The following is a 21,280-nucleotide window of genomic DNA, read 5'->3' as shown; positions in this document are numbered from 1 at the left end:
CCTGCGGCATCATGGGTGAATTTGCTTCGCCGCCCAAAGGAAACTCCATGAATCTGCCTCCACGCCAACAGCAGATCCTCGAACTCGTACGCGAGCGCGGTTATGTCAGCATCGAGGAAATGGCCCAGTTGTTCGTTGTCACGCCGCAGACCATTCGCCGAGACATCAACCAACTGGCAGAAGCCGACCTGTTGCGCCGTTACCACGGTGGGGCGGCCTATGACTCCAGCGTTGAAAACACCGCCTACGCCATGCGCGCCGACCAGATGCGCGATGAAAAACGCCGTATCGGCGAAGCCATCGCCGCCCAGATTCCTGACCACGCCTCGATCTTCATCAATATCGGCACCACCACCGAGTCGATTGCCCGGGCGCTGCTCAACCATAGCCACCTGAAAATCATCACCAACAACCTGCATGTTGCGTCGATCCTGAGCGCAAAAGACGATTTCGAAGTGCTGATCGCCGGCGGCAATGTACGCCGTGATGGTGGCATCGTGGGTCAGGCCAGCGTCGACTTTATCAACCAGTTCAAGTTCGATTTCGCTCTGGTGGGTATTAGCGGTATCGATTCTGACGGCAGCCTGCTGGACTTTGACTACCAGGAAGTCCGGGTTTCCCAGGCGATTATCGCCAATGCCCGACAAACCATCCTGGCAGCGGACTCCAGCAAGTTTGGCCGCAATGCGATGGTGCGTCTTGGCCCGATCACCCTGATCGACTGCCTGGTCACCGACCAGCCGCCCGTGCCGGAGCTGGCGCAACTGCTGGCCCAAAACAAGATCCGCCTGGAAGTGGTCTAACTGCACTCAGCTATTGATGCGGGTTCAGATTCTGTGGGAGCGGGCTTGCTCGCGATGCAGGCGCTGCGATTCACCGGTCAGATTGCGCTGATGCCATCGCGAGCAAGCCCGCTCCCACAAAATCACCGCGCTCGTACTAAAATGTTCGAAATTATTCCTTTAACCCCCCTTCGATGAGTTTTTTCAATCGAAGGGTGCTGGCTGTGCGCGCCTTAATCCGCTAATATTTTCGAAAATGAACATTAATGTTCACATTCAAATATGCGTAAAGAACGCGAGGCCACTCCATGCCCCTGACCACCTTGCCTGCCACTCCCCTCGCTGAGGTCTACGACGTTGCCGTTATTGGCGGCGGAATCAATGGCGTCGGGATTGCGGCAGACGCAGCAGGTCGCGGCCTGTCTGTGTTCCTTTGCGAAAAGGACGACCTGGCCAGCCACACGTCCTCGGCCAGCAGCAAGCTGATCCACGGTGGCCTGCGTTACCTTGAGCATTACGAATTTCGCCTGGTGCGCGAAGCCCTGGCCGAGCGCGAAGTGCTGTTGGCCAAGGCCCCGCATATCGTCAAGCCGATGCGTTTTGTCCTGCCGCACCGCCCGCACCTGCGCCCGGCGTGGATGATCCGTGCCGGCCTGTTCCTTTATGACCACCTGGGCAAGCGCGAAAAACTCGCAGGCTCCACCAGCCTCAAGTTCGGCGCCGACAGCCCGCTGAAAGCAGAAATCACCAAAGGCTTTGAATACTCCGATTGCTGGGTCGATGACGCACGCCTGGTGGTACTCAACGCAATGGCTGCGCGAGAAAAAGGCGCCCATGTTCACACCCAGACGCGCTGCGTCGGTGCGCGTCGTAACAAAGGGCTGTGGGAATTGAATCTGGAGCGCGCTGATGGCAGCCTGTTTTCGATTCGCAGCAAAGCCCTGGTCAATGCTGCCGGCCCTTGGGTCGCCAAGTTCATCAAGGACGACCTGAAGCTGGATTCGCCTTACGGTATCCGCCTGATCCAGGGCAGCCACCTGATCGTGCCCAAACTGTATGACGCACCCAATGCCTTTATCCTGCAGAACGAAGACCAGCGGATTGTGTTCACCATTCCGTATATGGATCAGTTCACCATCATCGGCACGACCGACCGCGAGTACACCGGCGACCCGGCCAAGGTCAGCATCACCGAAGAAGAAACCGACTACCTGCTCAATGTGGTCAATGCCCACTTCAAGCAGCAAGTGAGCCGCAGCGACATTCTGCGCACCTACTCCGGTGTGCGCCCGCTGTGCAATGACGAATCCGACAACCCTTCGGCCGTAACCCGCGACTACACCCTGGCCTTGTCTGGCGCACAGGGCGAAGCCCCACTGCTGTCGGTGTTTGGTGGCAAGCTGACCACCTACCGCAAGCTGGCCGAGTCGGCCATGGCCCAACTGACGCCGTACTTTACCCAGATCAAGCCAAGCTGGACCGCCAGCGCCACCCTGCCGGGCGGCGAGAACATGACCACGCCAAAAGCCCTGGGCGAGGCCCTTGTCAGCAAGTACAGCTGGCTGGATGCCGCAATTGCCAAACGCTGGGCAATCACCTATGGCAACCGCTCCTGGAGCTTGCTGGAGGGTGCGCAAGGCCTGAGCGATCTGGGTGAGCACATCGGCAGCGGCCTCTATAGCCGTGAAGTCGACTACCTGTGCAATCAGGAATGGGCACTGGATGCACAGGACATCCTGTGGCGCCGCACCAAGTTGGGCCTGTTCACCACCGCAGAAGAACAGGCGCATTTGAGCCAGTACATGGCTACCCTTGACCTGAAACACCGCAAGGTACACGCCGCTTAATCCGCGTTTAATGGCCTGCAGGCGTGAACCCGCTCCTGCAGGCCTGAATTACCCCCCCGCATTTCATTCGGTTTTCCGAACGCACTACCCCTCAATGATTCGGCTTTCCGGCCCGCGCCTATCATCGCGCCCCTGGTTTAAAAAATTAAATCCTTAAAAATCATCAGCTTAGACTTAAGTTTCGGGTCTGGCACGACTCATGCTCTACACTCTAAGCCGAATGCTTAAACAGAGCGTTTAGCCTGTTGAGACGTTCTGAGTACAAAAGGGCCCACAAACGGGTTCAATAAAAAAAACAATGTCGAGGAAACATCGATGCGCATCGTTCCGCAACTTTTGGGCGCAGCAATTGCTGCAGCTCTGATTAGCACTCCAGTTTTTGCAGCCGAATTGACCGGCACACTGAAGAAAATCAAAGAATCCGGCACCATCACCCTTGGGCATCGTGACTCCTCCATTCCGTTCTCCTACATCGCGGACGCTTCCGGCAAGCCGGTTGGCTACTCCCACGATGTACAGCTGGCAATCGTTGAAGGGCTGAAAAAACAGCTCGACATGCCGGACCTGAAAATCAAGTACAACCTGGTCACCTCCCAGACCCGCATCCCGCTCGTGCAGAACGGCACCGTTGACGTTGAGTGCGGCTCAACCACCAACAACGTTGAACGCCAGCAACAGGTCGACTTCTCGGTCGGCATCTTCGAGATCGGCACACGCCTGCTGTCCAAAAAGGACTCGCCTTACAAGGACTTCGCTGACCTGAAAGGCAAGAACGTCGTGACCACCGCCGGCACCACCTCCGAGCGCATCCTCAAGGCGATGAACGCTGACAAGCAGATGGGCATGAACGTGATCTCGGCAAAAGACCACGGTGAAGCCTTCAACATGCTGGAGTCGGGCCGTGCTGTCGCGTTCATGATGGACGACGCCCTGCTGGCAGGTGAAATGGCCAAGGCCAAGAAGCCAACCGACTGGGCCGTGACCGGCACTCCACAGTCCTACGAAATCTACGGTTGCATGCTGCGCAAAGGCGACCCGGACTTCAAAAAGGCCGTGGATGACGCCATCGTTGCCTATTACAAGTCGGGCAAGATCAACGACACCTACAAAACCTGGTTTGAGTCGCCAATCCCGCCAAAAGGCCTGAACCTGATGTTCCCGATGAGCGATGAGCTCAAGGCGTTGATTGCCAACCCTACCGACAAGGCAGCAGACGACAAGCCGGCTGAAGAAAAGAAATCCTGATTTCAGCCGTCTGAAACTCCCGGGCGCGAGCCATTGCGCCCGGGGGTGTCGACCACCTTTGGACTAAGCTTCTTATTGCATTAGAGAGCACTCGAACCGCTGGTTATCGAGCGGGTTTTGTGTGCCCGGCGACCCTGCCGGGTGAGAACGGATTCCCTGCAGCAAGTGCTTGTTTATAGACCCACCTGAGGGGAGACCCTGCATGAATTACAACTGGGACTGGAGCGTGTTCTTCAAGTCCACCGGCGTAGGCAGCGAGACGTATCTCGACTGGTTTATTTCCGGCCTGGGCTGGACCATCGCTATTGCTGTTGTCGCCTGGATTGTCGCGCTGATCCTGGGTTCGCTGCTGGGCGTGATGCGCACCCTGCCGAACCGCTTTATCGCGGGCATTGCCACGGTTTATGTCGAAATTTTCCGTAACGTTCCGCTGCTGGTGCAGCTGTTTATCTGGTACTTCCTGGTGCCCGATCTGCTGCCGCCCAACCTGCAGGAATGGTACAAACAGGACCTCAACCCGACCACCTCGGCCTACCTGAGCGTTGTCGTGTGCCTGGGCCTGTTCACCGCCGCACGGGTTTGCGAGCAGGTACGCACCGGTATCGAGGCCCTGCCGCGCGGCCAGGAAGCGGCGGCCCGCGCTATGGGTTTCAGCATGGCGCAGATCTACTGGAACGTGCTGCTGCCCCAGGCCTACCGGATCATCATCCCGCCGCTCACCTCCGAGTTCCTCAACGTGTTCAAGAACTCGTCCGTGGCCTCGCTGATCGGCTTGATGGAACTGCTGGCACAAACCAAGCAGACGGCCGAGTTTTCCGCCAACCTGTTTGAAGCCTTCACCCTGGCCACACTGATCTACTTCACCTTGAACATGAGCCTGATGTTACTGATGCGCCTGATCGAGAAAAAAGTAGCCGTACCCGGCCTTATGTCTCTGGGGGGCAAATAATGGACTTCTTCGATTTCAGCGGGATTGTCCCTGCCCTGCCTGGCCTGTGGAACGGCATGGTCATGACCCTCAAGCTGATGGTCATGGGTGTAGTCGGTGGTGTGGCGCTGGGTACCGTACTGGCCCTGATGCGCTTGTCGTCAAGCAAGTGGATGGCCAACCTGGCCGGCGCTTACGTCAACTACTTCCGTTCGATTCCGCTGCTGCTGGTGATTACCTGGTTCTACCTGGCGGTGCCGTTCGTGCTGCGCTGGATCACCGGCAAGGACACCCCGATCGGGGCTTTCGAGTCGTGCCTGGTCGCTTTCGTGATGTTCGAAGCGGCGTACTTCTGCGAAATCGTTCGAGCGGGCGTACAGGCCATCCCGAAAGGCCAGATGGGTGCCGCCAAGGCCCTGGGCATGAGCTATGGCCAGGCCATGCGCCTGATCATCCTGCCCCAGGCCTTTCGCAAAATGACCCCGTTGCTGCTGCAACAGAGCATCATCCTGTTCCAGGACACCTCGCTGGTGTACACCGTAGGCCTGGTGGATTTCCTCAATGCCTCGCGTTCCAGTGGCGACATCATCGGCCGCTCCAATGAGTTCCTGATCTTCGCCGGTCTGGTGTATTTCATCATCAGCTTTTCCGCCTCGCTGCTGGTCAAGCGTCTGCAAAAAAGGTTTGCCGTATGATCTCGATCAAGAACATCAACAAGTGGTACGGGGACTTCCAGGTACTGACCGATTGCAGTACCGAAGTCAAAAAAGGCGAAGTGGTTGTAGTCTGCGGGCCGTCCGGCTCCGGCAAATCGACCCTGATCAAGTGCGTCAACGCCCTTGAACCGTTCCAGAAAGGCGACATCGTGGTTGACGGCACCTCCATTGCCGACCCGAAGACCAACTTGCCGAAGCTGCGCTCGCGGGTTGGCATGGTGTTCCAGCACTTCGAACTGTTCCCGCACATGACCATCACCGAAAACCTGACCATTGCCCAGGTCAAGGTATTGGGCCGCAGCAAGGCCGAAGCCACCAAAAAAGGCCTCGAACTGCTGGAGCGCGTCGGTCTGTCGGCCCATGCCCACAAGCACCCTGGCCAGCTTTCCGGTGGTCAGCAGCAGCGTGTAGCGATTGCCCGCGCCCTGGCTATGGACCCGATTGTCATGCTGTTTGACGAACCGACCTCGGCCCTCGACCCGGAAATGGTCAACGAAGTGCTCGACGTGATGGTGCAACTGGCCAACGAAGGCATGACCATGATGTGCGTGACCCACGAAATGGGATTTGCGCGCAAGGTGGCCAACCGGGTGATCTTTATGGACCAGGGCAAAATCGTCGAAGACTGTGAGAAAGAAGAGTTCTTCGGTGATGTATCGGCCCGCTCCGAGCGTGCCCAGCACTTCCTCGCCAAGATCCTGCAGCACTAAATACCCGCTCAGCTCCCACCGGCTTGGGTGGGAGCGGGCTTGCTCGCGATGGCAGCGATCCTGTTTAACCGATGAAACGCGCCGCTCCCATCGCGAGCAAGCCCGCTCCCACAGTGGATCTCCGTGAACGGTCAACCACTGCACAGTGGTTGACCCAAGGCATCTGTGATGAAATGCGACCCCACTCTTTATCGCGGTGCTCCGCCCTCACTTGCCGTGAAACCCCGTCTGCTCCGTCATTTCCTGCTGCCGCTGCTGATCATCCTGCTGACGATCGGCCTGGGCTATGCGGGCTATCGCATCAGTGAACACTTCGGTATTCGCACCCTGAGCGAAACCGGCGAACGCCAGCTGGAACTGCATGCCCGCACCGTGGAGAGTGAACTGGGCAAATACACCTACCTGCCCAGCCTGCTGGAGCTGGAATCCAGCGTCTCGCGCTTGCTGGCCGACCCCTCCGTGCAAAATCGGATCACCGTCAATCAATACCTCGAAGGCCTCAACCGCCGCAGCCGCAGCCGGGCCATCTATGTGCTCGACACCACTGGCCGAGTAATGGCCACCAGCAACTGGCGGGATACCGACAGTTACCTGGGGGAAGACCTGTCATTTCGCGCCTACTTCCAGGATGCCGTGCGCGGCCAGCCCGGACGTTTCTATGGCATCGGCAGTACCTCGGGCGAACCCGGCTATTACCTGGCCCACGGCCTTGAAGAGCAGGGCAAGATCATTGGCGTGGCCGTGATCAAGGTGCGCCTCGAAGCCCTTGAAGAGCGCTGGCAACGCGCCCGTCTCGAAGCCTACGTCAGCGACGAGAACGGCATCATCATTCTGTCCAGCGACCCGACCCGGCGGCTCAAGTCAATCCGCCCGCTCAGCGCCGACACCAAGGAGCGCCTGGCCCGCAGCCTGCAGTACTACTGGTGGCCACTTAACGAGCTGGAGCCGCTGGAGCGGGAAAACCTGGCCGAGGGTGTCGAAAAAGTCACCTTCGCCAGCAGCCGCGAAGTGGTGACCGACCACCAGGAAGTCAGCTACCTGGCGCAAACCCGCAGGCTTAACGACACCCCCTGGGACATCACCCTGCTCACCCCCCTGCAGGACCTGCGCCGGGAAGCGGCGAATCAGGGCACGCTGGTGGCGGTGGCCTTTGCCTTGCTGGCCTTTTTGCTGATTGCCTGGAACGAGCGGCGCAAAGTGATCGCCACCCGCCTGGCCGCACGCGAAGCCCTGCAAGAGGCCAACAACCAGCTGGAACGCAAGATCACCGAACGCACCACCCACCTGCGCGCCAGCAACGAACGGCTCAAGGGCCAGATTCGCGAACGGCGCCAGGCTGAAGACACGCTGCGCCGTGCCCAGGACGAACTGGTACAGGCAGGCAAACTGGCCGCCATCGGGCAAATGTCCACCAGCATTGCCCATGAACTGAACCAGCCGCTGGCGGCCTTGCGCACGCTGTCAGGCAACACCGTACGCTTTCTTGAACGGGGCGATCTCAAGGTTGCGGCAGACAACCTCAGCACCATCAACAATCTGGTCGACCGCATGGGGCGTATCACCGCCAACCTGCGCTCATTTGCCCGCCGTGGCGATGATCAAGGCCAGGCCAGCCTGGGCAAGGCTGTCGACGCCGCCCTGCAACTGCTTGCCAGTCGCCTGGAAGAGCTGGGTGTACAACAGCATCGCGACTTCACTGATGTGCAGCTAAAAATTGATCAGACCCGGCTTGAGCAGATTCTGGTCAACCTGATTGGCAATGCCCTGGACGCCATGCAGGGCCAGGCTACGCCGCCGCAACTGTGGCTGACGGGAGAGTTCAGCGACGCCAAATACCGCCTGCGTGTGCGCGATAACGGCCCCGGCATCGAGCCGCACGCGCGCAAGCATCTTTTCGAACCGTTCTTCACCACCAAACCCGGCGAACAGGGCCTTGGCCTTGGCCTGACCTTGTCGGCCAGCCTGGCCGCTGCTGCCGGCGGCAGCCTGAGCGTTGAGTTTCCGGTCATTGGTGGTGTCGCTTTTGTCCTTCTTTTACCGCTGGCGCAACCCGCCAAGGCCGAGCCGATATGAATAACGACCTGACCGTCCTGATTGTTGAAGACGATCCCCATGTTCTGCTCGGCTGCCAGCAGGCGCTGGCACTCGAAGATATTCGCAGCGAAGGCGTCGGCAGTGCCGAACAGGCCCTGGCGATGGTGGGCGATAACTTTCCCGGCATCGTTATCAGTGATATTCGCTTGCCAGGGATGGACGGCCTTGAGTTGCTCAAGCAGCTCAAGGGCCGCGACCGCACCCTGCCGGTGGTACTGATTACCGGGCACGGCGACATTTCCATGGCCGTGGGGGCCATGCGTGATGGCGCCTATGACTTCATGGAAAAACCGTTTTCCCCCGAGCGCCTGGTGGACGTGGCCCGGCGCGCGCTGGAACAACGCAGCCTGGCACGGGAAGTCTGGTCGCTGCGCCGTCAGCTGGCCGAGCGCGACTCCCTGGAGGGGCGCATCATCGGCCGCTCGCCAGCCATGCAGCAATTGCGCGAATTGATCGCCAACGTCGCCGATACCTCGGCCAACGTGCTGATTGAAGGCGAAACCGGCACCGGCAAGGAGCTGGTTGCCCGCTGCCTGCACGACTTCAGCCGCCGCCAGCCCCAGCAGTTTGTCGCCCTGAACTGCGGTGGCCTGCCGGAAAACCTGTTTGAAAGCGAAATTTTCGGCCACGAAGCCAACGCCTTCACCGGTGCCGGTAAACGCCGTATCGGCAAGATCGAACACGCCCATGGCGGTACGCTGTTTCTCGACGAAGTCGAAAGCATGCCCCTCAACCTGCAGATCAAACTGCTGCGGGTATTGCAGGAGCGCACCCTGGAGCGCCTGGGCTCCAACCAGAGCATCGACGTTGACTGCAGGGTGATCGCGGCCACCAAGTCCGACCTCGACCAACTGAGCAAGGCCAGCCAGTTTCGCAGTGACCTGTATTACCGCCTGAACGTGGTCACACTGGAGCTGCCACCGTTGCGCGAACGTCGCGAAGACATCCTGCAACTGTTCGAGTACTTCCTGCAGCAATCGTCCCTGCGATTCGACCGCACCGCCCCTGAGCTGGACAACCAGACGGTCTCCAGCCTGATGAGCCATGACTGGCCGGGCAATGTGCGCGAACTGCGCAACGTGGCCGAACGCTTCGCCCTGGGCCTGCCTGCATTCAAGAAATCGGGGAGCAACGTAGCCCAGGGGCTGGGATTTTCCGAAGCGGTTGAGGCCTTTGAACGCAACCTGCTCACCGACGCCCTGCAACGCAGCGGCGGCAACCTGACCCAGGCCAGCCAGGAACTGGGCATGGCCAAGACCACCCTTTTCGACAAAGTCAAAAAATACGGGCTGACACACTAATGGACCTGATACTCAAAGCAGCCCTGGGCGCTGGCGTGGTGATCATTCTGGCAATGCTGGCCAAGACCAAAAACTACTACATTGCCGGCCTTGTGCCGCTGTTCCCGACCTTTGCCCTGATTGCCCACTACATAGTCGGCAAAGGCCGATCGGTGGACGACCTGAAAACCACCATTGTCTTCGGCATGTGGTCGATCATTCCCTACTTTGTTTACCTTGCCGCGCTGTATGTACTGGTCGACCGCATGCGCCTTGAAGCCTCATTGGCGCTGGCCGCGGTGGCCTGGTTGATGGCGGCGACGGTACTGGTCAGTGTGTGGGTGCGCTTGCACTGACAGCCCCCCATCGCCTGCGGGGCAGCGTTAGAACTTGTAACTCACTGCCGTCTGTACTGCCCCCTGATTCACCTCCCCGACCTCTTTGACAATGCTGCTCTGCGCCGCCGAACCCAGCAGATGGGTCAAGCCGGCGCTGGCCACCAATGACCAGTGTGGCGCCAACGGGATTTCAACGTTCTGGGTCAGGGTCAAACTCTGAAAGCCCCCTGCCGCCTTGCAGGCTGAAATACCCGACGCTTGCGCCTCAGTGTCACTCACCGCAAAGAATGTCGACATCTGCCGCCCATCCGCAAAGTGCGCGGCCAACTGGCTGCTGCCGACAATGCCCCGCCCCAACGGGTAGCCCAACTCCCCGCCCACCTGCCCCAACACCCCGCCCTGGCCGCCTGCCCCCCCCACTGCCTGGCCAAGCTGCGCGTACACACGCCAATACTCGGCCGGGCTGTACTGCACAAAGCCGCCGACCTGCGCCATGTCCGGCACATCACGCAACCCGCGCAACGAGCCATTGCCATTGCGTCCCGACAGGTAGTTAAGAAACGCCCCCGCGCTCCAGCCATCAGCCTTCAGGGCGCTCCAGGTCAAGCCATCATCGGTGTCGAGGCTGACATCCCCCCAGTCCACATCGAAGTACGGCAGCGGCACTGTCTGATAGCGACTGCCACTGGGATCGTAGGGCTGATAGCCAAGCCCCACACCCACCTCACCACGCGGACCATCCGCAGCCTGGGCGCCGGCCCCCAACACTACGAGCAGCAAAAAAGCACAGACAGAGGTTTTCATGGCCAGGGTTCCACAGGGATTCATGCGCGCATCAATCCCTTTTTCATACCCTTTGCGCAAGCACTGATGTTGTTTGTAGCAAGCTACAAATTTTGTAGCTTCACCCGCCGAAATATTCGTGAAACCCCGTAAACAGGGGGCCTGGCCGATTGGCACAGTCAATGCAATGACCTGTCGCAAGCGCAAAAAGGCGCGTCTTTTCGACAGGACAATGCAGATGATGCAATGGCATATCGTGTGTGATTTCGACGGGACCATTACCCGCACCGACGTCATCGACAACATTCTTCAACGCTTCGCCGCCCCCGACTGGGAAGCGATCGAAGAACAATGGCTGCAGGGTGAAATCGGCTCGCGGGAATGCCTCAGCCGCCAGCTGGCGCTGGTCAAGGCCACGCCGGCCGAGCTGCTGGCCTATTTCGACACGGTCGAAATTGACCCCGACTTCCCGGATTTCGTGGACCACGTTATTGGCCTGGGCGCCTCCCTCGAGGTGGTCAGCGACGGCATCGAGCAAGGTATCGCCCGCATCCTGGCCCGCAACTATGTGAGCCTGTTGCCGATCCTGGCCAATCGCCTGCGCCAGGTCGACCACAACAGCTGGCGCATCGACTTCCCCTACTCCAGCGACGCCTGCCGCGCGGCCTCGGGCAACTGCAAATGCAAATCCACCCCCGGCGGCAAACGCGTGCTGGTGATTGGCGATGGCCGCTCCGACATGTGCGTGGCCGCCAGTGCCGATTTCGTCTTTGCCAAGGACAGCCTGGCCGAGCACTGCGAGCGCAATGGCATCCCTTACGCGCGCTTTGACTCATTCGCCGAACTCCCGGCCCTGCTCGCCAAATTGCCGAGCCACGCCGCCAACGCTCCCCACTATTCTCGTGAACAGCAGGAACTCTTCAATCATGTCTGATATTCGAATCGCTACCCCTGAAGACCAGATTCTTCTGGAAAAAGAAGCCAAGTACTGCTCCTACGGCGACACCGTTCACTACATCGAACCGCCGCGTATTTTCAGCCGCTGCGAAGGCTCCTACGTCTGGGACACCGAAGACCAGGCCTACCTCGACCTGCAAATGTGGTACTCGGCGGTCAACTTCGGCTACTCCAACCCGCGCCTGAACAACGCCCTGAAACAACAGATCGACACCCTGCCGCAGATCGCCAGCCAGTATCTGCACAAGGGCAAGATCGAGCTGTCGGAGCGCATCGCGGTCGACGCCAAGAACAAGTTCGGCCTCGACGGTCGCGTGCATTTCAACGTCGGCGGCTCGCAGTCCATCGAAGACTCGCTCAAGGTGGTGCGTAACGCCAGCAACGGTAAAAGCCTGATGTTCGCCTTCGAAGGCGGCTACCACGGCCGTACCCTCGGTGCCTCGTCGATCACCTCCAGCTACCGCTACCGTCGGCGCTACGGCCACTTTGGCGAACGCGCCAACTTTATCCCGTTCCCGTACCACTTCCGCGGGCCAAAAGGCATGACCAAGGAAGAATACGGCAGCCACTGCGTGCAGCAATTCGCCCGCCTGTTCGAGACCGAATACAACGGTGTGTGGGACCCGAAAGTCGGCCAGAGCGAATACGCCGCGTTTTACGTCGAACCGATCCAGGGCACCGGCGGCTATGTGATCCCACCGATGAACTTTTACAGCGAACTCAAGCAAGTGCTGGATCAGCACGGCATCCTGATGGTGGTCGATGAAATCCAGATGGGCTTCTGGCGCACTGGCAAGCTGTGGTCGATCGAGCACTTCGACGTCAAGCCCGACGTGATCGTGTTCGGCAAGGCGCTGACCAACGGCCTCAACCCGCTGGGCGGCATCTGGGCCCGTGAAGAACTGATCAACCCGAAAGTGTTCCCGCCAGGCTCGACCCACTCCACCTTTGCCTCCAACCCGCTGGGCACCGCTGTGGGCCTGGAAATGTTCAAGATGACCAGCGAAGTCGACTACGGCGCGATGGTCATGGCCAAGGGCAAGTACTTCCTTGACGGCCTGCAAGACCTGCAAAAACGCTACCCGATCATTGGCGACGTCGACGGTCTGGGCCTGGCCCTGCGCTGCGAGATCTGCGGCCCGGACGGTTTCACCCCGGACAAGGCGACCCTTGATTTCATGGTTGAAGAAGGCATGAAGGGCGACATCGAAATCGACGGCAAGCGCCTGGGCCTGATTCTGGACGTGGGCGGCTATTACAAAAACGTGATCACCCTGGCACCGTCGCTGGAAATCAGCTACGCCGAAATCGACCTGGGCATCGCCCTGCTCGATCGCCTGCTGGCCCGGGCCATGAAACGATGAGCAGTGCTGAGATCGATCTGGGCGAAGGCGACGCCGGTTTCGTTCTCGGCACGGGTGAGGTCGGGGTCCTGTTGATCCACGGCCTCACCGGCACCCCGACGGAATTACGCCGGGTGGCCCAGGGCCTGGCCAGGGACGGGACATGTACGGTGTACGTCCCCACCCTGGCCGGGCACTGCGGTGACAACAGCGACCTGCAAGCCACCGGCTGGCTGGACTGGTATGAGGGGGTGCGCAAAACCTTTGCCGGGATCCGCCAGCGTCATCAGCAGGTCTTTGTCGGCGGTTTGTCGATGGGTGCGGTCATGTCGATGTATCTGGCATCCGAACACCCGGGCCAGGTCGCCGGGTTGCTGATGTACTCCACCACCTTGCGTTACGACGGCTGGAGCATCAACAAACTGGCCTTTATGACCCCGCTGCTGATGAAGATCCCCTTTGGTGTACACCTGTGCAGTTTTGAGGAAAAACCGCCGTACGGTATTAAAAACCAGCGATTAAGAGCCATTGTCGAACGCCAGATGAAAGCCGGTGAAAGCAGCAATGCCGGGTTGTTGACGATGGAAGGCGTCACCGTGCGCGAATTGCACCGGATGAACGCGGTGGTAAAAAAACGCATGCCGTCCATCACCACCCCGGCATTGGTGGTGCACTCCATCGAGGATGACATCACCAGCCGCTGGAACGCTGATTACGTCGAACGCCATCTGGGCGGGCCCGTGATCAAGGTGCTGCTCGACAACTGCTACCACATGATCACCGTCGACCTGCAATACCGCCGCGTGATCGAATTGAGCGATGCCTTTATCAAGAACAACAGCAGCACCGCCGCTTGCCGCCTACCGGGCATTGCCCATGCGGTCTAGACTCGACGGGCACCTGCGGATCAATACACACTGTTGATCCGTCCTTGCGGCTGCACCCAGAGATCATTGATGCCCAATACCCCAGACCCATCACGCCAGCCCCACCCCTTCAAAGTGTCGCGCTGGACCGTACAGCGCAAACTGGTGCTGGCGTTCTGGCTGGTCAGCGTGATCCCGACCATGATCGCCGCCGAACTGGCGGCGACCACCCTGTCGCAGATTTTCGACAGCAACGTGCGGGTCTGGCTGCAGGAGTCGACCAAAATCGTCAAGGACGAGATCAGCGAGATCCTTGCCGATAACGCCCGTGCCGCCAAGTTGTTTCTGCGATACACCCACCCGCCATCCTCAAGCAAAGCCGTGCGCCATGACCGGCTGAGCACAGATATTGCCGACGCCATGGGCATCGACGTAGTGGCACTGATTCGCGACAGCGACCACAAGGTGGTGTACAGCACCGTCAGCGACAATATTGTCGGGCAGATCAGCCTTGCACCCAACGCCGTACTGCAAACCATCGATGTGGACGGCGTACCTACCGGCACCGTGGTATCAACCTTTGCCACCCGCCAGGATGGCGAGGACTATCAACTGCTGGTCGCCACCTACATGGACAGCAGCTTCCTGACCAGCGTGGCTGACGTGCATTCCCTCGACTTGCGCCTGTACCTGTCCAACGCCAAGGGCTTTGCCGAAATATTCTCCAGCCAGCGCTTCGAGGACCGCCAGCCCTTGGTGCCCCATGCCATCGAGCAAATCCTGCGCACCACGCGCCAGCCCAGCGAGCAGTTCACCAGCCGCTACAGCGGCTTGTACTGGCCGATTCTCAACGACACCGGCGAGCTGCAAGGCGTGATCTACAGCGGTTTGCTACGCCATACCAGCCTGGTGGGGCTGGTCAACCAGACCAACCTGTTCGCGCTGATCTTCCTGCTCGGCTCGGTGCTGTCCCTGACGGTTGGCTGGCTGGTCTCCGAGCGCCTTACCCGGCCATTGCGCGGCCTGTCCGAAGGCGTGCGCGCGGTGATTGCCGGGGACTACAACCAGCGCGTGGCGGTGTCGGGCAACGACGAACTGGCCGAACTGAGCAACACCTTCAACCACATGACGGCGCGTCTGGGCCAACTGCATCATCTTGAAGCCCAACTGCGCCGCCGCGACCGCCTGCATGCCCTGGGCGAAGTGGCTATGGGCCTGGCCCATGAAATCCGCAATCCGCTGGGCATTATCAAAACCGCGACCCAACTGCTGCACCGTCGTGCCGACCTGGGCGAAACCGACAAACGCCATCTGGAATATGTGGTCAGCGAAGTCACCCGTATCAACGACCTGATTACCGAGTTTCTCGACTTCGCCAAACCCAGCGCCCCGGTGCGTGCGCAACAGGCCGCACGGCCTCTGGTGGAAGACATCCTGGGCTTCTGCAAACCGGAGCTGGAAAGCCACAGCATCGAGGCCCATATCGACGATCAGGCACCCGGCGCCACCCTGTATGCCGATGCCGGCCAGTTGAAACAGGCGTGCCTGAACCTGATCCTGAACGCCATCGACGCCATGCCCGACGGCGGGCACCTGACCGTACGCATCAACCGCGAAGATGACTACACGATCATTGGTATTGCCGACACTGGAGAAGGGATCGCAGCCGATATGCTTGAACGTATTTTCACGCCCTTTGTAACCACCAAAGCCTCAGGCACAGGCTTGGGGCTGGCCAAGGTCTTTTCCATCATGGACAGCCACGATGGCCGTATCGAATGCATCAGCGAAAAAGGCGCCGGCGCTACCTTCAACCTGTATATCCCGGCCCACGGAGAGGATCTGACATGAGTCATAACGTGCTGGTGGTCGACGACGAGCCGAAACTCTGCGACCTGCTCAGTTCGGCACTGAGCCAGAACGAGATCGAGGTTTTCACCGCAGGCAACGGTTTACAGGCACTGGCCATTCTGGAGCAGGAAGCTATCGACCTGGTGATCAGCGACTGGCGCATGCCTGGCATGGATGGCCCGCAGCTGCTGGCCGAGGTCAAGCTGCGTTACCCCCATGTGCCAGTGATCGTAATGACAGCCTACAGCACGGTCAAAAACGCCGTGCAGTCCATGCGTAACGGTGCCTACGACTACATATCCAAACCCTTTGATATCGACGAACTGGATATCACCGTCAGCAAGGCCCTGCAGTTTCGCGACATCCTGTGCGACAACGCGCGCATGCGCGCCGAACTGGACGAGCATCAGCATATCGACAGCCTGGTGGGCGACAGCGCCAGCTTTCGTCGGGTGCTGCAGGCCATCGACTCGGTGCGCGAGAGCAATGCCACCATCCTGCTGACCGGCGAAAGCGGCACCGGCAAAGAGATGGTCGCCCGCGCCATCCACAAACACGGCAGCCGCGCCGACAAGCCTTTTGTCGCGGTCAACTGTGCGGCCATTCCTGAAGGGCTGCTGGAAAGCGAGATGTTCGGCCATCGCAAAGGCGCGTTTACCGGCGCCGTAGCGGACCGCGTCGGGCGCTTTATGCAGGCCGACAAGGGTACGCTGTTTCTCGATGAGGTCGGCGACATGCCCTTGGCGTTGCAGGCCAAGATCCTGCGGGCGCTGCAAGAGCGGGTGATCGAACCCGTGGGCGACCCGCGTGAGCGCAAGGTGGATGTGCGGGTGATCGCGGCCACCAACAAAAACCTGCTGCAGGCGGTGGCCAACAAAGAGTTTCGCGAAGACTTGTACTACCGCCTGAACGTATTCCCCATCCCTCTGCCCGCCTTGCGCGAGCGGGTCGAAGACATCACCCCGCTGGCGCGGCACTTTGCCCACAACCTGGGGGCGACTGCGGGCAAGCGCATCAGCGGCTTCAGCCCCAGCGCCTTGCGGGCGATGGCCCAATACCACTGGCCGGGCAATATTCGCGAACTGCAAAACTGCGTCGAACGCGCCATTATCGTAGCCACCAGCAGCACCATCCAGGACAGCGATCTGCCGCCTTACCTGTTCAGTACCCAGCCTGGCCAGGGCAGTGCCCTGCTCGCCCCGGGGCCGGGCGTTCCCCCCGATCTGGAAGCAGCCCTGGCCGAAGTCGAAAAAGCCTACATTTTAAGCGCCCTGCAACAAGCCAATGGCGTACAGGCGGCGGCAGCGCAACTGATCGGGATTTCAGAACGCAGCTTCTGGTATCGCCTGAAAAAGCTCGATATCCATGTGGATAAAATCGTGCGCTAAACCCAAAAAGAGTGGGAGCGAGCCTGCTGGCGAAAAGCTCGCCGCGGTTATCTGGTTGAACCGCGGCGTTCCCATCGCGAGCAAGCCCGCTCCCACATGAACAGCGTTTACACCCCTTGCCCTCCTGTATTTGCGGTTAACGAATCGTGTAATTAATGTGCAGAATAATGTCGTTCAAACTGAGCAACATCGCATTCTGGCTACTGTGAGCATTTGGAAATATCAGAGAAAACGTGCCGGTCTCTATCGGCAAGCCTTCAAACGGCAGGTACTGCCCATCGTTGAAGTCCAGCTGGAACTGCCCGCTGTCATCCAGTCCATGGGACAACGCCACCGCCTTGCAGCCTTTTGCCAACTCTTTGCTGCTGTTGTAACGCAACAGCGCCTGCACGTTTTCATAAGGGCCCAGCAGCGCTGGCAGGGATACACTGATGCTCTTGATCAATCGGCTATTGCCCAGGTTGAGGCTCACGGGATAGTCGGCCTGAATGTTCAGGTCTTCAAGCTTGAAGGTCAGCACCAGGTTATTGTTGCTGTCCCGTTCAACCACCACAGACTGTGCGGTTTCTTCAGCGGCCATGCTGGCCACACTATCAGACGTCAGCAATTGTTTGATGGTGTCGATCAACGTGGGTTCCAGGGTGCGCAGCGAAGCCGTTTTGCGCACTTGCAGCGCACGCTGATCCCAACTCAGGTAGGCCGCTTCCATCTGTTGCAGGCTAAGTAACAGGCTCTCGCCTGCCAGCAAGCCTTGATACAGGTCGCTCCAGTTGCCGGGGCGCAGGTATTGACGGTTGTCACCGGTTTCCCAGCCATAACTTGTTTGGGCCTGTGAGCACAGCGAGGACACCGTGTCGTAAAGCTGGTAATACAGCGTGGACATACGCCCGGCCTGCCAGTTGAACAGTGCCTGACCAGTGAAGCGGGTGGTCATTACTTCAAGCACCGCATCGTTGCAGGCTTGTTCCATTTCGGTTTGCTGGCGCTGTTTATCAGCCATGGTGATCTGCTCGTTGAGCGAGTCGATCTGAGTGCTGATGACTTCACCTTCACGCCGCGCCTGGTCGCGCTGCAAGTCCCATTCCTGCCGCCGGCGACGGTACATCTCGGATGCATCTATCTTGGTCGCCTGGCCCTGATTCATGCCTGCCTTTACACGCAACACATCGCTGTAGGCATCAACAAGGCCACCCATTTCGCCCCATCCGAAGGCCATCCCGGCCACATTGGGCAGCAGATTCAGCCCCCCGGCGACTACCCGCAAGACGCCCGCAGAGTCCTCGAGGAATGCCGCCTGACTGCGCAAATCCATTGCCAGCTGCTCTTGCACGGAAATATTTTCCAGGTACAGCGCATCATAATGTTGCTGACGCGCCAGTGTCGTGGCTTGGGTGTTTTGCAACCCGCTCAGGGTGTGTTGCAGCGAGGCCAGATTGGCTGAATGGGCTTCGCCCATCAAGGCCAGCAAGCCGCCCTGCTGGGTTTGTTGAAGCACGCTCAAGGCATCGGCGTCGCGGCGCTCAAGTACACCCTGCAAATTGGAGCCAAACTGGATCACCTGCTGCACCGCATTACGCGCGCGCTCGAGCAACACCATAAAGCGTTGCGGCCACAGGGCCTGTGTACCGCCTGCCTGCAGGCCACCTGCGCCATCTCCGGCCTGACGTGCCAGTTGCAGCGCTTTGGGGTCCGCAGGGGCCTCGAATAACTCCAGCGCCAACGGTTGACCATCAATGGACAGATGACGCCGCAAGTTGTAGAGCCGCCCTTCAAAACGATCCCAGTAGGCCAGCACCGCAGTATCGACCGGTGGACGAAATGGCCCGTTGGTAATGGCTATCTGCCGGGGGGAAGCGGGGGCAAGGACAGCCAGTTGCTCTTCGGCCACGCCTTCCAGATCAAGCAGTTGCACATTGGACGTAGTGCTTGCTGCCTGCAGTGTCGGTGCGTTCCATGCCTGCGCCAACGGCAACTCCGGACGCGGACCGAGCAATTGCAGGGCCTGCACGTACCACATTTTGGTCTCGCTCAGGCTGTCACGGGTTTGCTGGCGATACAGCTGGTCACCGCGTGCTGCCAACAGCTCCAGTCCGCGCAGGAACACCGCCAATTTGTAATTCATCGGGTCGGCTGTAGCGATCGCGTCTGGGTCATCGGTATCGATCGGGGATGACGAGCCCCAGGCCACGTCGTTTTGCAACGGCTCTACATTCCAATAGCGCGTCTTATTGCTAACTTTTTGCAATACACCGTCAGCGTTTCGATAACCCGCCGGGTCGAAAATACGCTTGAACCAGAGATCGGCCTCGTCGAAGCGCTGTTCGGCCAATAGGCGGTTGGCTATCAGAAACGGCGCATGGAAGAACAGCTCCCAAGTATAAAGACCCACCCCGCCCAGAAAACTGACCCTGAGATCCGCCGTCCCCCCTGCGTAGCCAGTGGGATCGACTTTCTCCTGCTGCACATCCCATGAAAGCAGCGCATCCACACCTTCGAGCATTTTTTGCTCAAGGAATGGGCCGGCGAGCGTGGTGAGTGTGTATTCACTCACATTTGCCGGTTTCGTAAAGAGCATCTGGGTGCGGCCGACACTGTTATAAGAAGTAGGTATCCACAAGTGACGGGAAGGGTCGAAACTGGTAACTCTTGCAGGAGTGCCAGGAAGGCTCCTTATCAGAGGAATATCTTCTGAAAATGCGCCTAACATATAACGTATACTGAATTGAGTATTTATCACTAACTCAGCGAACAAATAAGGAAGGTTAATTATATAGTCGTTATCGCTTGATGTTGCATTGACATAGCAGCGATAAATCACAACGCCAAATATGTAAAAGCCAATCTCAACGGGCGGATAAAAACTTCCACTTTGAGCCGCCAGCACCTGAACAGTAATTTTTCCACTGTTATTGATAAAACGAAAATTTTTAAGTTTGACAAAAGAATCACCAGCACTCAATTCTAGGGAAAACGTACTCGTCAGAATATATACACCGGGGGTACCGGAGGTTGCCAAACCAACGGTTGCAATACAGGGATATCATAATAATCAGGAAAATTTCTGTTATTATAGGCAACACCCGAAATGATTATATCTTCAGGTGAATCTAGTGCTTGCAAGATTTTGCTGAAACGAATTACATTGATGCCCTTTGATGTCCGAGTGAAAACACCTAGTTTGGGGGCAGGGTCTTGTAGGTCATTGCGCAGTTCGGCCGCAAAAACCCCGTCCACATTAATTCCAACTGGCCAATTCCGGATATTCCACTGACCATTGGGCCTAAGTGTAGCGATCTGCAGCTCCCGTATATTTTTCGCCTGAGCCAGAGTCCCAACCTCGGAGCCGACGTTAATGGCATCACTGGGATATTCATGGATGCACAAAACATGCAAGCGATTGGCAAAGTACACAATCGCCGGCACGGTGCCTTGCATCGGTTGCAGCGGCGCATCAATCTTCAGCCATTGGCTCCACGAGGCCGGATTTCGAACCCTTGAATTGTCGCCGTAATCGGTTTTATCAACACGCCGCCAATAATATTCACCGGGGGTGCTAGGAATACTGCCCAGGAAATAAGCTACGCCCCGCTCACCGGCAGGCTCAACTTGATAGCCCGCGTCATAGCGGATATCCAGCACTTTGCGCAGGCCGCTGACATATTGGCTGAACGCTTGCTCGGCTCGTTCCTCGGTGATCCGGCCTTGATTGATGGCAGTCTCAAGTTCTTCGAACAACTGGGTTTTACTGTAGCGCAGCTCGGGATCGATATAACTGGCCGGGTAGTACAACAACCGCTGCAAACCGGCCCATGTTGAATAACGCTTGTTATAGGCATTCCAGCGACTGAAATAACCGTTTTCCCGTGAAGCGTTCTCCATCGCTGACTGAACCGTATCGGGCTCCAGTTGCTCGCGGCAACGGTGCAAATACAGTTGGGTACTGGCCACGGCTTCAGCAATGCGGCTGGTCTTGATCTGGCCAGACACCTTGGGGTCGAGCAACAGGTATTCGTATAAGTCCTCGGCAGTCTTGATTTTGCTCGCCAGAGCGCCCAGGCCGCGCCCGGGGATCACATGATGAAGGTAATAAGGCACCAAAGCATCACGTTGGGATTCGTTAAGACCGGCCAGTAATTTCTTGTTCATAGCAGT

At 58.7% G+C, this 21,280-nt stretch carries 17 protein-coding genes; 14 read left to right on the top strand and 3 right to left on the bottom strand.

The features are described from left to right. Positions 1-47: 47 nt before the first annotated feature. From BFC21_RS23930 to BFC21_RS23890, 9 genes are all read left to right on the top strand, one after another. Positions 48-803, top strand: a complete 756-nt coding sequence (locus BFC21_RS23930) for a DeoR family transcriptional regulator (RefSeq protein WP_088379585.1) — start codon at positions 48-50, stop codon at positions 801-803. A 287-nt stretch (positions 804-1,090) separates the two neighbouring features. After that, the gene (gene glpD, locus BFC21_RS23925) at positions 1,091-2,629 is read left to right on the top strand and encodes a glycerol-3-phosphate dehydrogenase (RefSeq protein ID WP_088379112.1); all 1,539 of its coding nucleotides are present in this window, start codon (positions 1,091-1,093) and stop codon (positions 2,627-2,629) included. A 315-nt stretch (positions 2,630-2,944) separates the two neighbouring features. Next, on the top strand, positions 2,945-3,874 hold the full coding sequence (locus BFC21_RS23920) for a glutamate/aspartate ABC transporter substrate-binding protein (protein ID WP_016779684.1): 930 nt from the start codon (positions 2,945-2,947) through the stop codon (positions 3,872-3,874). Positions 3,875-4,076: 202 nt separating this feature from the next. After that, the gene (locus BFC21_RS23915) at positions 4,077-4,823 is read left to right on the top strand and encodes an amino acid ABC transporter permease (RefSeq protein WP_016779683.1); all 747 of its coding nucleotides are present in this window, start codon (positions 4,077-4,079) and stop codon (positions 4,821-4,823) included. Further along, positions 4,823-5,497, top strand: a complete 675-nt coding sequence (locus BFC21_RS23910; protein WP_016779682.1) for an amino acid ABC transporter permease — start codon at positions 4,823-4,825, stop codon at positions 5,495-5,497. Before BFC21_RS23915 ends, BFC21_RS23910 begins: the two co-directional genes overlap by 1 nt. Then, positions 5,494-6,228, top strand: coding sequence for an amino acid ABC transporter ATP-binding protein (locus BFC21_RS23905; RefSeq protein WP_016779681.1), 735 nt, complete (start codon positions 5,494-5,496; stop codon positions 6,226-6,228). Before BFC21_RS23910 ends, BFC21_RS23905 begins: the two co-directional genes overlap by 4 nt. Before the next feature lie 168 nt (positions 6,229-6,396). Next, positions 6,397-8,301, top strand: a complete 1,905-nt coding sequence (locus tag BFC21_RS23900) for an ATP-binding protein (protein ID WP_120266579.1) — start codon at positions 6,397-6,399, stop codon at positions 8,299-8,301. Next, the gene (locus BFC21_RS23895; RefSeq protein ID WP_088379110.1) at positions 8,298-9,623 is read left to right on the top strand and encodes a sigma-54 dependent transcriptional regulator; all 1,326 of its coding nucleotides are present in this window, start codon (positions 8,298-8,300) and stop codon (positions 9,621-9,623) included. Before BFC21_RS23900 ends, BFC21_RS23895 begins: the two co-directional genes overlap by 4 nt. An 8-nt stretch (positions 9,624-9,631) precedes the next feature. Continuing rightward, positions 9,632-9,958 (top strand): GlpM family protein, encoded by a 327-nt coding sequence (locus BFC21_RS23890; protein WP_169844883.1) that lies wholly within the window; start codon positions 9,632-9,634, stop codon positions 9,956-9,958. A 27-nt stretch (positions 9,959-9,985) separates the two neighbouring features. On the opposite strand, the gene BFC21_RS23885 is transcribed toward BFC21_RS23890, so the two are convergent. Beyond that, positions 9,986-10,744, bottom strand: coding sequence for a MipA/OmpV family protein (locus tag BFC21_RS23885; protein ID WP_120266578.1), 759 nt, complete (start codon positions 10,742-10,744; stop codon positions 9,986-9,988). Positions 10,745-10,961: 217 nt separating this feature from the next. Between BFC21_RS23885 and BFC21_RS23880 the strand changes: the two genes are divergently transcribed. From BFC21_RS23880 to BFC21_RS23860, 5 genes are all read left to right on the top strand, one after another. Beyond that, positions 10,962-11,657: an MtnX-like HAD-IB family phosphatase gene (locus BFC21_RS23880; RefSeq protein ID WP_086799554.1), complete on the top strand. Its 696-nt coding sequence runs from the start codon at positions 10,962-10,964 to the stop codon at positions 11,655-11,657. Beyond that, the gene (locus BFC21_RS23875; protein ID WP_088379108.1) at positions 11,650-13,044 is read left to right on the top strand and encodes an aspartate aminotransferase family protein; all 1,395 of its coding nucleotides are present in this window, start codon (positions 11,650-11,652) and stop codon (positions 13,042-13,044) included. Before BFC21_RS23880 ends, BFC21_RS23875 begins: the two co-directional genes overlap by 8 nt. Further along, positions 13,041-13,910 carry a carboxylesterase gene (locus BFC21_RS23870; protein WP_095004964.1) on the top strand — a complete coding sequence of 290 codons (870 nt, stop codon included), beginning with the start codon at positions 13,041-13,043 and terminating at the stop codon, positions 13,908-13,910. The genes BFC21_RS23875 and BFC21_RS23870 overlap by 4 nt, the downstream gene beginning before the upstream one ends. A 69-nt stretch (positions 13,911-13,979) precedes the next feature. Further along, positions 13,980-15,740, top strand: coding sequence for a HAMP domain-containing sensor histidine kinase (locus BFC21_RS23865; protein WP_088379106.1), 1,761 nt, complete (start codon positions 13,980-13,982; stop codon positions 15,738-15,740). Further along, positions 15,737-17,128, top strand: a complete 1,392-nt coding sequence (locus BFC21_RS23860; RefSeq protein WP_088379105.1) for a sigma-54 dependent transcriptional regulator — start codon at positions 15,737-15,739, stop codon at positions 17,126-17,128. The genes BFC21_RS23865 and BFC21_RS23860 overlap by 4 nt, the downstream gene beginning before the upstream one ends. A 136-nt stretch (positions 17,129-17,264) precedes the next feature. Here the strand turns inward: BFC21_RS23860 and BFC21_RS23855 are convergent, their stop codons facing one another. Together BFC21_RS23855 and BFC21_RS27645 are read right to left on the bottom strand one after the other, a co-directional pair. Continuing rightward, entirely contained in the window at positions 17,265-20,087 is a 2,823-nt protein-coding gene (locus tag BFC21_RS23855) for a hypothetical protein (protein ID WP_256557602.1), read from the bottom strand. A 20-nt stretch (positions 20,088-20,107) separates the two neighbouring features. Then, positions 20,108-21,274, bottom strand: coding sequence for a neuraminidase-like domain-containing protein (locus BFC21_RS27645; RefSeq protein ID WP_256557601.1), 1,167 nt, complete (start codon positions 21,272-21,274; stop codon positions 20,108-20,110). Positions 21,275-21,280: the final 6 nt, after the last annotated feature.

It is taken from the genome of Pseudomonas sp. TMW 2.1634 (assembly GCF_001703595.1).
Lineage (GTDB): Bacteria > Pseudomonadota > Gammaproteobacteria > Pseudomonadales > Pseudomonadaceae > Aquipseudomonas > Aquipseudomonas fragi.
Note: the sequence above shows the minus strand (reverse complement) of the source record. Positions and strands in the feature narration are given on the sequence as shown.